The 14370-nt window shown below is 37.4% G+C and carries 15 protein-coding genes; all 15 read right to left on the bottom strand.

The features are described from left to right. Positions 1-13: 13 nt before the first annotated feature. From fliR to ndhC, 15 genes are read right to left on the bottom strand one after another with little or no spacing between them, the layout of a single operon-like run. On the bottom strand, positions 14-778 hold the full coding sequence (fliR, locus tag OQK60_RS07945; protein WP_297685817.1) for a flagellar biosynthetic protein FliR: 765 nt from the start codon (positions 776-778) through the stop codon (positions 14-16). After that, entirely contained in the window at positions 778-1422 is a 645-nt protein-coding gene (locus tag OQK60_RS07940) for an ABC transporter ATP-binding protein (RefSeq protein WP_297685815.1), read from the bottom strand. The genes fliR and OQK60_RS07940 overlap by 1 nt, the downstream gene beginning before the upstream one ends. A gap of 40 nt (positions 1423-1462) precedes the next feature. After that, positions 1463-2953, bottom strand: coding sequence for an NADH-quinone oxidoreductase subunit N (locus OQK60_RS07935; protein ID WP_297685813.1), 1491 nt, complete (start codon positions 2951-2953; stop codon positions 1463-1465). Then, positions 2943-4418 (bottom strand): NADH-quinone oxidoreductase subunit M, encoded by a 1476-nt coding sequence (locus tag OQK60_RS07930; protein ID WP_297685811.1) that lies wholly within the window; start codon positions 4416-4418, stop codon positions 2943-2945. Before OQK60_RS07930 ends, OQK60_RS07935 begins: the two co-directional genes overlap by 11 nt. Continuing rightward, complete coding sequence (nuoL, locus tag OQK60_RS07925; RefSeq protein ID WP_297685809.1) at positions 4415-6292, bottom strand: NADH-quinone oxidoreductase subunit L; 1878 nt, start codon at positions 6290-6292, stop codon at positions 4415-4417. The genes OQK60_RS07930 and nuoL overlap by 4 nt, the downstream gene beginning before the upstream one ends. Further along, positions 6289-6591: an NADH-quinone oxidoreductase subunit NuoK gene (nuoK, locus tag OQK60_RS07920; protein ID WP_297685807.1), complete on the bottom strand. Its 303-nt coding sequence runs from the start codon at positions 6589-6591 to the stop codon at positions 6289-6291. The genes nuoL and nuoK overlap by 4 nt, the downstream gene beginning before the upstream one ends. Beyond that, positions 6591-7091 carry an NADH-quinone oxidoreductase subunit J gene (locus OQK60_RS07915; protein ID WP_297685805.1) on the bottom strand — a complete coding sequence of 167 codons (501 nt, stop codon included), beginning with the start codon at positions 7089-7091 and terminating at the stop codon, positions 6591-6593. The genes nuoK and OQK60_RS07915 overlap by 1 nt, the downstream gene beginning before the upstream one ends. After that, complete coding sequence (locus OQK60_RS07910) at positions 7081-7599, bottom strand: NADH-quinone oxidoreductase subunit I (protein WP_297685802.1); 519 nt, start codon at positions 7597-7599, stop codon at positions 7081-7083. The genes OQK60_RS07915 and OQK60_RS07910 overlap by 11 nt, the downstream gene beginning before the upstream one ends. Continuing rightward, positions 7589-8854: a complex I subunit 1 family protein gene (locus OQK60_RS07905; protein ID WP_297685800.1), complete on the bottom strand. Its 1266-nt coding sequence runs from the start codon at positions 8852-8854 to the stop codon at positions 7589-7591. Before OQK60_RS07905 ends, OQK60_RS07910 begins: the two co-directional genes overlap by 11 nt. Continuing rightward, on the bottom strand, positions 8851-10194 hold the full coding sequence (locus tag OQK60_RS07900) for a 2Fe-2S iron-sulfur cluster-binding protein (protein WP_297685798.1): 1344 nt from the start codon (positions 10192-10194) through the stop codon (positions 8851-8853). Before OQK60_RS07900 ends, OQK60_RS07905 begins: the two co-directional genes overlap by 4 nt. After that, on the bottom strand, positions 10191-11423 hold the full coding sequence (gene nuoF, locus OQK60_RS07895; protein WP_297685796.1) for an NADH-quinone oxidoreductase subunit NuoF: 1233 nt from the start codon (positions 11421-11423) through the stop codon (positions 10191-10193). The genes OQK60_RS07900 and nuoF overlap by 4 nt, the downstream gene beginning before the upstream one ends. Beyond that, positions 11420-11857 (bottom strand): NAD(P)H-dependent oxidoreductase subunit E, encoded by a 438-nt coding sequence (locus OQK60_RS07890; RefSeq protein ID WP_297685794.1) that lies wholly within the window; start codon positions 11855-11857, stop codon positions 11420-11422. The genes nuoF and OQK60_RS07890 overlap by 4 nt, the downstream gene beginning before the upstream one ends. Beyond that, a complete protein-coding gene (gene nuoD, locus OQK60_RS07885; protein ID WP_297685792.1) occupies positions 11854-13500 on the bottom strand; it encodes an NADH dehydrogenase (quinone) subunit D in 1647 nt (548 codons plus the stop codon). Before nuoD ends, OQK60_RS07890 begins: the two co-directional genes overlap by 4 nt. Continuing rightward, the gene (nuoB, locus tag OQK60_RS07880; protein WP_297685790.1) at positions 13493-14011 is read right to left on the bottom strand and encodes an NADH-quinone oxidoreductase subunit NuoB; all 519 of its coding nucleotides are present in this window, start codon (positions 14009-14011) and stop codon (positions 13493-13495) included. Before nuoB ends, nuoD begins: the two co-directional genes overlap by 8 nt. Continuing rightward, on the bottom strand, positions 14002-14364 hold the full coding sequence (gene ndhC / locus OQK60_RS07875) for an NADH-quinone oxidoreductase subunit A (protein ID WP_297685788.1): 363 nt from the start codon (positions 14362-14364) through the stop codon (positions 14002-14004). Before ndhC ends, nuoB begins: the two co-directional genes overlap by 10 nt. Positions 14365-14370: the final 6 nt, after the last annotated feature.

The raw sequence follows: 14370 nt of genomic DNA, 5'->3' as shown, positions 1-14370 counted from the left end.
GTATCAAAAAAAACTAAAAAAACATCTCTAAATAGTTAAAAGCCTCTTGCATTTGTCCTTTTAAAATCAACATAGTAGCACTCAAAGTAGCGATAAGTACAACGAACGCAACCATGATTTTTATAGGAAAACCGATAACCAAAAGATTAAATTGTGGCATTGTTTTCATTAACATTCCAAATATTATATCTGCAAGCCAAGAAAGGGCAATAATAGGAAATGCAATCATAAAACCAACCATAAACATATTTGATGTGGCTTTTATAATATAGTTGAAAATATCTTCGCTCATCAAAAAACCACCCAGCGGAACATTTTGCAAAGAAGCATCTACAAAAAGTAAAATCCAATGGTGCATATCCATCGCAAACAATACCATCAGTGCTATAAGAGACAAAAATTGTGAGATTATCGGCATCGATACACCCGATATTGGGTCAATAGCACTAGCCATAGAGAAACCCATCATAAAAGATATCTGACCGCCGGCAAAAGTAATAACATTGAATGCAACTTGCAGTATCACTCCGATGACCAAGCCAAAAAGCAACTCACTTAAAATTGCCATAACAATACTTGCAATTGTGATGGGGATATCTAATGCGGGCATTGAAGAGTAAAAAACAATTGTGAAGAAAAAAGCTATAGAGGTCTTTAATGTCGGAGGTATACTCTCATGAGCAAAAATTGGAGTTGCCATAAAAAGTGCAGCAAATCTAAAAAAAAGAAGTACAAAACCTATTATGTAAGTGTCGGTAAAAACTTCTGCCCAAGACATTACTTAACTTCCACTAACTCTCTGTTTTCAAGTTTAAAAACTTTATGGCATTTATAAGCAAGCTCTTCATCGTGTGTTACAAGTATCATACCGGCATTTTTTTTATCAATATATTCAAAAAATATATCCATTACTTCGTTTGCAGTTATATTATCCAAATTTCCCGTAGGCTCATCAACAAATAAAATGCGAGGCTGCTTTGTCAAAACTCTGGCAATAGAGACTCTTTGCTGCTGACCGCCTGAAAGTTCTGTGACTTTTTGATTTATCGCTTCACTTATGTTTAATCTTCTTAAAAGCTCTTCATCAATATCTTGCTTTGACAATATCGCGGCAACTTCAAGATTTTCCATGCCGCTAAAACCCTTAAAAAGATAATGCGATTGAAAAACAAGTCCAAGTTCATCTCTTTTTATTTGTGCTAGTCTTTTTTTGCTCATAGTTGCCGTATCTTTGCCAAAAAGAGAAACAGAACCGTTATTAGGGATTAAAAGTGTTGATAAAATATTGAGCAGGGTTGATTTTCCACTACCGCTCATACCAATAATGGCGATAGATTCTTTTTCTTCCAAGTCCAATGAGATATCGGAAAATAGTTCATACTCAAATGTATGTGATATGTTTTTAGCAGATAATAAATTCATAGGTGAATTATAACCAATGTAATACGAATCTTAACTAAAACTACAAACCGAGTGATTCAATAGAGTGTTGTGTCAATTTGTTCAGCTCATTTATACCCGGTATATCAAATAGCAGGGATGTACCTACCCCACCCCATAAAACAATAAAAGCAGAGATGATAATAAATGCAAGTGATACTTTATATCCATAATCTACATTTAAATGAACGCTCTCTTTAAAGTATAGATGTACAATCACTTTAAAATAGTAATATATGGAAACAAATGCACTCAAGGCTCCAAAAACAGCGAGTGAAGTGTAGCCTGTTTCAATAGCTGATGTAAAAATATAAAACTTACCGATAAAACCTATCGTAGACGGGAAACCGGCCAAAGAAAGCATAAATATACTCAGCGAGGCGGCAATTAGCGGCTTGTCTTTGCCAAGCCCGTTCAAATCGTCGTATGTGATCAGTACATCACCGCCTTTACTTATATAACTAAGTACTCCAAAGGCACCTATTGCACTGATAAAATATGCAAAAAGATAAAACATTATCGCATGCGCACCATCTTGGTTATTTACCTCAACCGAAGCTAAAGCTACAAGCAGATAACCGCTATGAACAACGGATGAGGCTGCTAACATTTTTTTAACACTTGTTTGAATGATGGCCAGAAGTGAGCCGCCTATCATCGTAACAACAGCACCACCTATTATAAGAGGGTCATAGATACTCTCAAATGTTATATAGTCCAATAAAAACACCCTAAGAGCAAATGCAAAAACTGCAATTTTAAATACTCCTGCCATATAAGCCGTAATCGGAAGAGAAGCACCTTCATAGACATCTATAACCCATGCACCAAATGGAACAGAAGCTATTTTAAACATGATTGTTATCATTATCAGCAGGCTTCCGGCAACTATTAGAAGTTGAGAGTGCAACTCTGTGTGTAAAATATACTCAGCTATAGCGTCCAAGTTTGTACTTTTTGCCTGCGCATATATCAACATCATTCCAAGCAGATAAAAAGATGCCGAGAAAGAACCAAGCAGAAGGTATTTAAAAAATGCTTCAGATGCTTTAAGCGAGTTTTTGTTTAATCCAACCAGAACATAAACTGACATAGATGCTATCTCTAAGGCTATAAAAGCTGTGAGCAGTTCTTTAGCCATACTGAGTATCACCATACCAAAAAGTGAGAAAAGAAGCAGCACAAATGACTCATGAGTAAAATATGTTGTTTTGTCTATAAAAGACTTTGCAATTGCCAAAGTTAAAAAACCGCCAAAAAGAAACAAAGAAATAAAAGTGGCACTAAAAGTGTCATATACCAACATTGAGTTAAATATATCCGGTAAAACATCTATGGAATGTTTCTCTGTTATAGTACTTACACTCAGGATGAAACTCAAAAAAAGTGTAATCAAGGTTATTGTATAACCCTTTTGTTTGGTATATGACGAGCTAAGACCATATAGCAAAATAAAAATGGCACTAAACAGCAGTAAAGCAGGTACAAGCAGTGCAATCAACTCATTTGTCATTTTTTGGCACCTCTTTTTCGAGTATATAAAACTGTGCTGTAGGCTCAATATTTTTTATAAAATAATTTGGGAAGATTCCCATTGCTAACACCAGCAATGCTAGCGGAACAAGTGCAAAAAGTTCATGCAAACGAAGGTCTTGAAAATTTTTAGTCACTTCATTTGGCTCTCCAAAAAGAACCTTGCTTATCATTTTAAACATAAACAGCATCGCGATTAAAATCGTAGTAGCAGTTATAAAACCAATGTATATATTGTAATTAAATGCTCCAAGGATTATAAGCACCTCAGCCACAAAACCTGCTGTTAATGGAACTCCGACAATACTCAGAGCAAAAAATGCAAAAAACAGCGCAAATCTTGGAGCAACTTTTGCAATTCCGCCAAGCGAGGCAATATAGTGAGTCTTAGTTCGCTCAAAGAGCATACCTACCATCAAAAACAGTGCAGCTGAAGATATAGCATGAGCTACCATCAGGTAGGATGAGCCGACAAGACCATAAACATCATATATAAAAAATCCTACTACGATTAAAGAGAGATGAGAAGCTGAGGAGAGAGCAAACATCTTTTTTAAATGCGTTTGATTCATAGCAGAGATACCAAAGAATATAAGACCAAATAGACCAAGCCCGATAAAATATGGTGCCACGGCATGAGAAGTTTCATTAAAGAGCGTAAATAAAAATCTCCAAATAGCATAAGTACCAAGTTTTGCCATCAAAGCCGACATCACGATAACTGCACCTGTTGGTGCGCTTCTGTAAGTCTCACTTAGCCATGTATGAAAAGGGAAAATAGGAATTTTTATGGCAAAAGCAAGCATAAATCCACTAAACACAAGGATTGACTGGGTTGATGAGAGAGTTATATTTTTAAGGTCATAAAGTGAAAAAGAGTATACACCAAACTGCTCTTTGTACTGCACTGCTATATAGAGTATAGATATAAGCATCATAAGCGAACCTAGGATTGTGTACATGTTAAACTTCATAGTAACAAAGTTTTTTCTGCCAAATCCAAAAAGACCAATCATAAAAAATATCGGCAGCAGCATGACTTCCCAAAAAAGATAAAAGAGCATCAAATCAAGGGATAAAACAGCCCCCATAATACCGCCCTGAACAAAAAGAAGGTGAATCCAGTAGCCATGTTTATCTCTTTGTTTATACAGAGCAACGGCAACAAGCGGCATCAAAATAGCATTCATCATAACAATACCGAGTGACACCCCGTCAACTCCGACAAAATAATTAATCCCATACTCATATATCCAAACTTTATACTCCACAAACTGCATAGGAGCATTTGGGTCAAAATCAACATAAAGCTTTAGTGAAACATACAAAATAATTGATGTTACCAACATATAAATAACTTTTACAATTTGAATATTAATTCTGACAAAAAACAAAAATATTGCGGCTATAATTGGCAAAAATATCAATATACTTAAAGTACTCATAATGCAGCCCTCAACAAGACATACAGATAGATAAAGCCAGAGACTGCCCCAACTAACATGTAGAGTGCGTAGTTTCTTACATTGCCGTTTTCAAAACCAGAGAAGAGTAGCCCAAGTTTTTCATAGTATAGTGCTAAATTGTGAATTGTATTATCTATTAAATTATTGCTGATGTGTTTATCAAATAAAATTGAGAGTGCATACAGAGGTTTCACTACAACCGCACTGTATATCTCATCAATATAAAATTTGTTTGCGACTAAAGTGTGTTCACTCTCTTTGTCTATAGTGTTAGTGTATGCATATCTTTTGTATGTATAAAATATCACTCCAATAATAGCCAAGGTATTAATCGACATCAACATAAGTTCATCAAAGTGCGTGACAATAAACTTCTTGTCTGCAATATCCAACCAGTTTGACATGTTGAGATTTCCGCCAAAAATCTCAGGCATATTTAACAACCCTGCAAATATGGAGAATATAGTTAAAACAGTCATAGGATAAAGCATAGATTTACTGTTTGCTTCGCCAACCTGCTTAGTATTTGAGTAAAAAACTACAAACACCAATCTGAACATATAAAACACCGTCAAAAGTGAAGCAGTAAAAGCCATCAAGAACAGCGGTGCATGTCCGCTTGCGTAGAGTGCACTCATGATTGCATCTTTAGAGAAAAATGCCGAGAGCGGAGGAATGGCACTGATGGTCAAAGTCGCTATTAGTATCATGACAAATAGAGCCGGCATACTCTCTTTTATACCGCGAAGTTCTCGTATATCCTGCTTATGATGAAAGGCCACTATAATCGCGCCAGCCCCCATAAATAAAAGTGCTTTAAAAAAGGCATGTGTAAACATATGAAAGAGCGCAGTCGAATAAGCTCCTACACCTAAAGCCATAAACATAAATCCAAGCTGGCTCATTGTCGAGTATGCAAGAATCTTCTTGATATCAAACTGTCTGGTTGCAACTATGGCGGCAAACAATGCAGAAAAGGCTCCAATGTAAGCTATAAAGAGCGACACATCAAATGTGAGATTATAAAGCGGTGCGAATCTTGCGACCATATAGACACCGGCTGTTACCATCGTAGCTGCATGTATCAAAGCTGAAACCGGTGTCGGTCCAGCCATCGCGTCCGGCAACCAGACAAACAAAGGAATTTGGGCAGATTTTCCCATAGCACCGACAAAAAGCAAAAATGCAATCAGACTAAGCATAGGAGCTTCAATCTGTCCAATGTTTGAGAGAATTGCATCAAACGACATGCCTCCGCTTCCAATCTCTAAAAACAGAAGCATCAGAGCACTTAAAAATCCAAAATCCCCTACTCTGTTTGCTATAAAAGCTTTATTTCCGGCATATGTATTTTTAATATCCTCAAAATAAAAGCCAATCAAAGCATAAGAAGTAAGACCTACTCCCTCCCATCCTATAAACATAATGATAGGATTGTCAGCTAAAACCAACAAGAACATGAAAAATATAAAAAGATTAAAATAGGCAAAAAAGCGCCCGTAGCTTTTGTCTTTGTTCATATATCCGCTAGCATATACATGTATTAAAAAACTCACCGGTGCAATAAACAAAATCATAAAAGAGCTAAGAGCATCAGCTTTAAGTGCGACTTCGACAATAAAATCCTCAATACTCAACCATGTAAAAAGGTGGGAGGTAAAAACTTGATTTTCAAAGTAGCTAAAATAACTGAGATAAAGTGCTAATAGTGCGCTGATGCCTGAGCCTGCCAAGGCTAAAGATGTATATATGTACTGCTTTACTCCCGAAATGGAAATATTAAGTAAAAATATAAGTGTTGCGCTCAGCAGCGGCGAGAGAAGTAAAATATTTAAAATTAGCGAGTCGCTCATCTTTTACTTCCCAACATGTCAAATATATTTGCATCAAGTGAGCTCTTCTTTTTAAATAAAACGACGAACAAAGACATAAAAAGAGCCGCTTCAGATGCCGCAATAGCAATAATGATAATGGACATAACTTGAGCAGAAGCATCAGCCATATCTGCACTTATTGCCACTAAAGACAGGTTCACGGCATTTAAAAGCAATTCAATTGACATGTAGATAACAATAATGTTTCTTCTGCTGATAAGTCCAACCACCCCGATACAAAAAAGTATAATAGAGAGTATCATGTACTCTTGCAGCATCAACTCTCCCTCTTTGCTAAGGTGACTGCACCTACAAGTGCAACAAGCAGTAAAATTGAGACAAGCTCAAAAGGAAGTACCCACTTACTAAAGAGGGTCAGACCGACATCTTTTATGTTTCCAAATCCTTCAGCGGGCACTCTATTTATAGTTATGTCACTTCTTATAATCAAATCAATCAAAATAAGCCCAAACGGCGCTACAATAAACGATGTTCCAAGAAGCCACCAGTTTTTATTTTTCTCATCAGGCAGGTTTTCGTCTTTTATATTTAAAAACATAATGATAAATAAAATCAACGATAAAATTGCACCTGCATAGATTATTATCTGCACGACAAACATAAATGTGGCGTTTACAAGCCCAAAAAGTGCAGCTATACAGATCAAAGCAACTATAAATGCAAGTGCAGAATCTATAGGTCTGTGAGCACTTATCATAACAATTGAACTCACTATAGTAAGAAGTGCCAATATGGCAAAAATAATCTCATTTTGCAAGACTGTACTCCTCTTTTGAAATTCCTTTTATAGAGAGCAACTTCTCTTTATCGTAGATAAACTCTTCTCTTGTCTCACCAACTACAGAGTAAATTCCGCTGTCCATTCTTATGGCGTCGCAAGGGCAGGCTTCCACGCAGTAGCCGCAAAATACACACTCAAGCAAGTCAATGTTAAACACTTTAGGCATCTTCTCATCCAAGCCGTCCTCTCTTGCCATAGCAACTATATCTATACAGTTGGATGGACAGGCAGTTGCACACATAAAACAGGCAACACAGGCTATGGAGTTATCTTCTTTTCTATGTGTTAATCTATGAACGCCTCTGTAACGCGGTGTTATGTCAGTCGGTTTTTCATCAGGATAACATACTGTAGGAATCTGCGTAGCATCTTTTAAGTTTGTAGAAAAGTGCTTCAAAGTAGTTTTCATACCTGAGAATATGGCACTTATGTACATCTTTTCTTTAAAGGTGTTTCCGTGACGATGTACTACTTTAATTCCCATAATTAACTCCAATAACTACAACTATAGCTGTTATAAATATATTTGCCAAAGAGAGAGGAAGCAAGATATTCCATCCAAGCTTTTGAGTCTGATCATACCTAAAGCGCGGAAGAGTCCATCTCACCCAAATGAAAACAAAGTGCAAAACAAAAAGCTTTACTGTAAAGACAACAAACTGTAAAATCATTACACCGACCTCGTGAGTCTCACCAAATCCAAAAGCATAATAAGCCATAACTATGGTTGCAAAAAATGTAAATCCGATAATAAGCGTAGTGTAAATCTTTGTCTCATTGTTTGATGAAAACTCAAATCTGCTGTTTTTATTCATCCATCTTAAAAAAAGTATTGATGTTAAAACAGCAAATATAATCACTCCCCAAAGAATAGTCTCAAAATGATTTATCAAATCACTTGTACTCAAATACGGAAGCTGATAACCGCCAAAAAAGATAGTAACTATTAAAGCTCCCGATGCAGCCATTGCAATATACTCAGCCACAAAAAATAGACCAAACTTCATAGCCCCATACTCAGTATGATAACCAGCGACAATCTCACTCTCACTCTCAGCCGCATCAAAAGGTGCACGATTAGTCTCCGCAAATGCAGTCACAATAAAGATAATTGTCGCAAGAGGCTGAATAATAGCGCCCCATGCAGGTATGATGAAAAAGCTTTGTGTCTGGTAACTCACCATCTCATTGAGGTTTATTGTCCCGTAAGTTATCAACATTGAGACAAGAGCTAAACCCATGGCAACCTCATAACTGATAACTTGAGCAGTTGCTCTCATGGAGCCGAGTATCGCAAACTTGCTATGACTAGCCCAGCCCCCGAGAATAATGCCGTAAACACCAAGACCTGCAAAAGCCAAAAACCACAACACACCTAACTCTGTCGGCAATGCCTGCATATGGTAAGTCTCTCCATTGAGAGTTATGTTATCGGCGTACGGTATGACCATAAAAGTCAAAAAAGCACTCACAAAAGCTATACTTGGAGCTATCAAATAGTAGAGTTTATTTTTGATATGTGATGGTAGAAACTCCTCTTTAAAAACCAGCTTCATCATATCTGCAATTGACTGAATGATTCCGCCTAGTCTGATTCCGCCTATATTACATCTGTTTGGACCGACTCTATCTTGAATAAATGCGGCAATTCGTCTCTCCATCCACACCAAAATAGGAACTGTAGCAAGAGAGTAAAGCATAGTCATCATTAGAGGAAGAAGAATCAAAAATGTGTTCACTTTAACTCCTCCAATATATCAACAAGACGCGAATTTTGGCTCTCATATTTTGTAGCATAAAAATCTTGTCTTATTCCGTCACAGTTAATGATGGTTCCACTATCATGAGCAAAGTCAGCTATAACAAATATCAGTTCATAATCACTATCTACATGTGAAGTTGTAAAATGAACTACTTTTTTACTTTTTAATTCTCTGTTTTTAAGATATTTATGGTCAAAATTTATAACTACATGTGCCTCTTGTAAAGAGACGCCAAACTCATCTTCATCATAGTTTATTCCAAGCTCTTTTACACCGTTAAAGTTAGCGCTCATGTCGTTTGTTTTAAGCCACTCATCACCAAAATTCTCATCAATGTAAGGCAAGGAAAAAAGCTCTACAGAGTTATCTTTGCAAAAAGACTTTACCGCTTGAAGCTGTTGCAGACTCATCGATGGAGATACAAGAGCTAGTTTTTTTTCATCTTTTAACAACTCTTTTAAATCTTTGACATGTGATACATCTGCGTTGAAATTCTCATTTAATTCTTTGTAACTGAGTCTTCCATAATCACATAAAAACGACTTATTGATTTTATTGTTTCTTCTTGCACGAAAACGGTGAACTTTCTCTGCGCTGTATTTTGTTTCATTGTAATCTATGTAGATATTGCACCCGCGGGAACATCCATGGCAGATACTTTTTGTAGAATCTAAAAACCAGACACGCTGTTTAAATCTAAAGTCTTTAGATGTAAGTGCACCGACTGGACACAGCTCGACTACATTCATAGCGTACGGATTGTTAAGTTCATGTCCCGGTGCGACTGCGACTCTTGAATTGTCGCCACGGCCGATTATTCCAAGTTCATTTGTCTTTGTAATATTTGAAGTAAATCTGACACATCTCGTACACAAGACACATCTCTCTTGGTCAAGCATTACATTTGAGCCAAGGTCTATATGTTTGCCTTTTTTTGTTTTTGGAGTGCTTAGATGGCTGTCGTATAGACCAAAGTCCATATAATAATCCTGTAGTTTACACTCTCCCGCCTGGTCACAGATGGCACAATCAACAGGATGGTTTAAAAGTTCAAGCTCTAAAATAGAGCGCTTGACTTCTTTTATATTTTCACTTATTGTCGATACTTCAAGGTTTTCTTTTACAAAAGTATTACAAGCGATTTGTGGGCGTTTTTGCCCTTTAATCTCAACCATACACATTCTGCAATTTCCATCAGCACCCAAATCTTCCTGATAGCAAAAATGTGGGATTTCAAGAGCATTTTTTAGCATAACTTCTATTAAAAGGTCTCCCTCTTTGCACTCAACTTCTGCATTGTCGATTAAGATTTTCATACAATGCACTCCAGAAACTCAGCTTCAAAATGTTTTAAAAAGCCGTCAATAACGCCGCTAGCTGCCGGTGCAAAGACACATATAGTTTTTCCGTTCATACTGTTACTAACTGATTTTAAAATCTCTAAATCTTCTGTGGTGGCTTTTTTTGCAACAAATCTGTCAAGTATTTTATCGCTCCACGATGTACCTTCACGGCAAGGCGTACACTGTCCGCAGGATTCATGGTGATAAAATCTCAGAAGATTTTTAAGAGCTTTAACCATTGATGCATCTTCGCCCAAAACAATCATTCCGCCAGTGCCCAAAGCTGAACCAAGAGCACTCAGATTTTCATAATCAAGTCTTGCATCTTTTAACATCTCATATGGAAGTATCGGTGTTGAGGCACCGCCGGGGATGACTGCTTTTAACTTTTTGCCTTTTTTTACACCGCCGCCTACTTTTTCTATAAACTCAAGCATACTTATGCCAAATTCAGCCTCGTAAACACCGGGCTTATTTACATTTCCGCTGATTCCAAAAAGCAGTGTTCCGGGTGATTTTTCAGTACCGTAAGCTCTGTAAGCATCTGCGCCGTTTTCAATTATAAAGGGAACTGAAGCTATTGTCTCAACATTGTTGACAAGTGTCGGTTCATTGAAGTAAAACTCTGGCTCAGGCGAGTGAGGTTTGAGCCTTGGGTGTCCGCGGTTACCCTCTAGAGACTCTAATAGTGCAGATTTTTCGCCACATATATAAGCTCCCGCACCTCTATGAATAGTTATGTCGACCCTGTATTTTGCTCCGACTCCTAAAAAGTTTTTCTCATAAGCCTCATCAATTGCGCCCTGAAGAACATCACTGAACTCTTCATACTCGCCTCTTACATAAATATATGAGATGTTTGAGCTTACAGCGTAACATGTAGCGATAATCCCCTCTATAAGAAGATGCGGGTCAAGCGAGAGTATTCTTCTGTCTTTAAATGTTCCAGGCTCACTCTCATCAGCATTAACGACAACATACTTCACTCCATCCCAGTCACTTACTATCTGCCATTTATTTCCAGTAGCTGCTCCGCCGCCGCCTTTACCGCGAAGTCCGCTTTGTTTTATGATATCTATCAGTTCTTGAGGCTCTTTTTCAAACACAGATTTTAGTGATGAGTAGCGGCCATTTGCAAGTGCTACATCAATTAAATGCGAGTCTGGTATCTCAAAGTTTTTGCTGACAATCTTGGTTATCATTTTAAGACCTCATCAATCGTCTTAGTTGTAAGATTTTCATGATACTTTCCATCAATAGCGCACATCGGAGCACCCGAACATGCACCCATACACTCAACTTCAATAACTTCAAAATCTTTACTATAATTCTCATCAAGATATGCCTTGATATCTTCGCTACCGTTTAACTCACATGAGAGTGTTGCGCAAACTTCGATAACTCTTTTTTGAGGCTTTGTCAGTCTAAACATAGTGTAAAAAGTTACTACACTATAGATATGCATATATGGAACATCTAAAAATTCAGAGATGTGCCCTATTGCATCTTCGCTGATATAACTCTCTTGCTTTTGAGCAAACCATAAAAGCGGAAGGATAAGAGCTTTTTTATGGGGATATCTATTTAACAAAGAAGCTATCTTGATGCTGTTTTCTTGTGAAAATGAAAAACTCATCTATCCATCTCCCCTGCTATAATATTTAAACTTCCAAGTGTTAAAACAGCATCAGCAAGCTGAAATCCCTCAATCATGTCTGCATAGGCTGAAATGGCCGTAAAAGACGGTGCTTTTACCTTTACCTTGTACGGTGTTCCGCTGCCGTCGCTTACTATGAAAAAACCCAGCTCTCCGTTTGTGGCTTCTATAGAGCCATAATACTCACCTGCAGGAACTTTAACTCCTTCGTAAGTAAGCTTGAACTGATTCATCACTCCCTCTATTGTAGTATAGACAGCCTCTTTATTAGGCAATACTATCGAAGCATCTTTAACATTTATCTCACCCTCAGGCATAGTTTTCATAACTTGATTTATGATGCTGGTGCTTTGTTTTATCTCCTCAAAGCGGACCATAATCCTATCATATACATCTCCGACACTCCCTACAGCAACATCAAATTCGTAGTTTTCATAACCATAGTATGGACTATCTTTTCTCATATCGTACGCCACTCCAGAAGCCCGTAGGTTCGGACCTGTCAAGGATGCATTTATGGCATCTTTTGGAGTTATGATACCTATGTTTTGTGTTCTATCATGAAAGATTCTATTGTGCTTTATTAGCGAAAGTGTCTCATCTACGCCCTCTTTTACTTTGAGAAGTGCGTTATTTAAGTCACTCTCAAACTCCTCATGCAAATCATTCGTCATACCGCCGATTCTCATATACGAGTTAGTTAGTCTCGCACCTGTAAGCTTGGAGAGCAGCTCATAAATCGTCTCTCTTGGGTTGTACATGTACCAGTAGTTTGTCATTGCACCCATATCGACCAATATTGCAGCCAAACACACAAGATGATCCTCTATGCGAGATAGTTCAAGCAAAAGAACTCTTATTGCCTGCCCTCGCGGATGAAGAGTAACACCAAGCATATCCTCAACAGTTTTTGCAAAAGCTATGTTGTTGCTTATAGCAGAGCAGTAATTCAGCCTGTCAGTATATGGGATAATCTGATTATATGTATGATTCTCGCAACTCTTCTCAAATCCGCGGTGCAAATAACCAATCTCTATTACCGCAGCTTCAATAGTCTCGCCATCAAGTGCAAGATAGGTTCTTATTGTTCCATGACTTGCGGGATGCGAGGGTCCAAGATTTAAAAACATCAAATCCTTGCTACAATCGCTAAATGAGCCATCTTCGAGTTTACATACTACGCTTTTACCAAGCAGTCTGTTATTCATCTCATCTTGCAAATCATCTACACAAAGAGATAGTTGACCTTTTGTAATCGGGTATGATTTTCTTAAAGGATGACCTACAAATGCACAATGGTTTAAAACTCTTCTTAGATTTTTATGACCTTTAAATTTTATGCCGTACTGATCATAAACTTCTCTCTCCAGCCAGTCAGCGCCGCTAAAAATATCTGTTATACTCTGAACTTCCAATGCTGCAAGATAACTCTTAATCACTAATATTTGTTTAAAATCTTTATGACGAATTATATATACGATTGCAAATTCTTCTTCTTGAGCTTCAATATATTCGCTGTAGTCAATTGCTGTAATATCAAGAAGATAGCTAAACCCCTCGGCAAATTTTTCTTCTATAAACACATGAAGATTTTCTATAGCAATAGTTATATAATTAGACATTGTCTAGCAAGCCCTTAAAATCTTTGTGTCTATCTGGATTGTATTTATTTGTTTTAACATCTGCTTGGAGAGTTAAAAGTGCATCAAGCAATGCTTCTGGTCTTGGCGGACAACCACCGACATACAAATCAACCGGAATAATCTTATCAATTCCCTGCATAGTTGAATAGTTATCATAAAAACCACCGCTGCTTGCACACGCACCCATACTTATAACCCACTTTGGTTCGCTCATCTGGTCATAAATCTGTTTTAAAATCGGCCCTTGCTTGTAGGTCACAGTCCCGGCAACTATCAGCAAATCAGCCTGACGAGGAGAAAATCTGACAACTTCTGCACCAAAGCGTGAAATATCGTATTTGCTCGCAGCCACACTCATAAACTCTATTGCGCAACATGCCGTTCCAAATATCATAGGCCAAAGCGAGGATTCTCTTGCCCATCCAATCGCCTCTTCAAGCTTAGTAACTATTGCGGTGTCTAACGGTAACCCAGGCTCTGCTAATCCCATTTTAGAGCACCCTTTTTATAAATATATATAAGTCCGGCTAAAAGAAAAAACATAAATGTAAACATTTCAAAGAGACCCAGAAGGTTTGTCTCTCTCAGTGTTACTGCCCACGGGAACATAAAAAGAATCTCAACATCAAACAGTACAAATATAATGGCAACAAGATAATATTTAATGTTAAAACGCTCAAAGCTGTCTTTGTATGTCTTTTTGACACCGCTCTCATATGTTTCATTTATAGATGTATTATGCTTTGTTTTTTCACCGATATAACGGCTCAAATGAAACAAAAATGGGATAATAACAGCCAATAAAAGTATGATAGTCAATGGTAAATAAAAATTATAATTCAATTATCA

It is taken from the genome of Sulfurimonas sp. (assembly GCF_026196735.1).
GTDB lineage: Bacteria > Campylobacterota > Campylobacteria > Campylobacterales > Sulfurimonadaceae > Sulfurimonas.
The sequence above is the reverse complement of the archived record's forward strand: the minus strand, read 5'-3'. Positions and strand labels throughout refer to the sequence as shown.

Coding starts and splice junctions, on each gene's coding strand:
- fliR (WP_297685817.1), bottom strand. CDS start 778: ATGTCTTGGGCAGAAGTTTTTACCGACACTTACATAATAGGTTTTGTA.
- OQK60_RS07940 (WP_297685815.1), bottom strand. CDS start 1,422: ATGAATTTATTATCTGCTAAAAACATATCACATACATTTGAGTATGAA.
- OQK60_RS07935 (WP_297685813.1), bottom strand. CDS start 2,953: ATGACAAATGAGTTGATTGCACTGCTTGTACCTGCTTTACTGCTGTTT.
- OQK60_RS07930 (WP_297685811.1), bottom strand. CDS start 4,418: ATGAGTACTTTAAGTATATTGATATTTTTGCCAATTATAGCCGCAATA.
- nuoL (WP_297685809.1), bottom strand. CDS start 6,292: ATGAGCGACTCGCTAATTTTAAATATTTTACTTCTCTCGCCGCTGCTG.
- nuoK (WP_297685807.1), bottom strand. CDS start 6,591: ATGCTGCAAGAGTACATGATACTCTCTATTATACTTTTTTGTATCGGG.
- OQK60_RS07910 (WP_297685802.1), bottom strand. CDS start 7,599: ATGGGAATTAAAGTAGTACATCGTCACGGAAACACCTTTAAAGAAAAG.
- OQK60_RS07900 (WP_297685798.1), bottom strand. CDS start 10,194: ATGAAAATCTTAATCGACAATGCAGAAGTTGAGTGCAAAGAGGGAGAC.
- nuoF (WP_297685796.1), bottom strand. CDS start 11,423: ATGATAACCAAGATTGTCAGCAAAAACTTTGAGATACCAGACTCGCAT.
- OQK60_RS07890 (WP_297685794.1), bottom strand. CDS start 11,857: ATGAGTTTTTCATTTTCACAAGAAAACAGCATCAAGATAGCTTCTTTG.
- nuoD (WP_297685792.1), bottom strand. CDS start 13,500: ATGTCTAATTATATAACTATTGCTATAGAAAATCTTCATGTGTTTATA.
- nuoB (WP_297685790.1), bottom strand. CDS start 14,011: ATGGGATTAGCAGAGCCTGGGTTACCGTTAGACACCGCAATAGTTACT.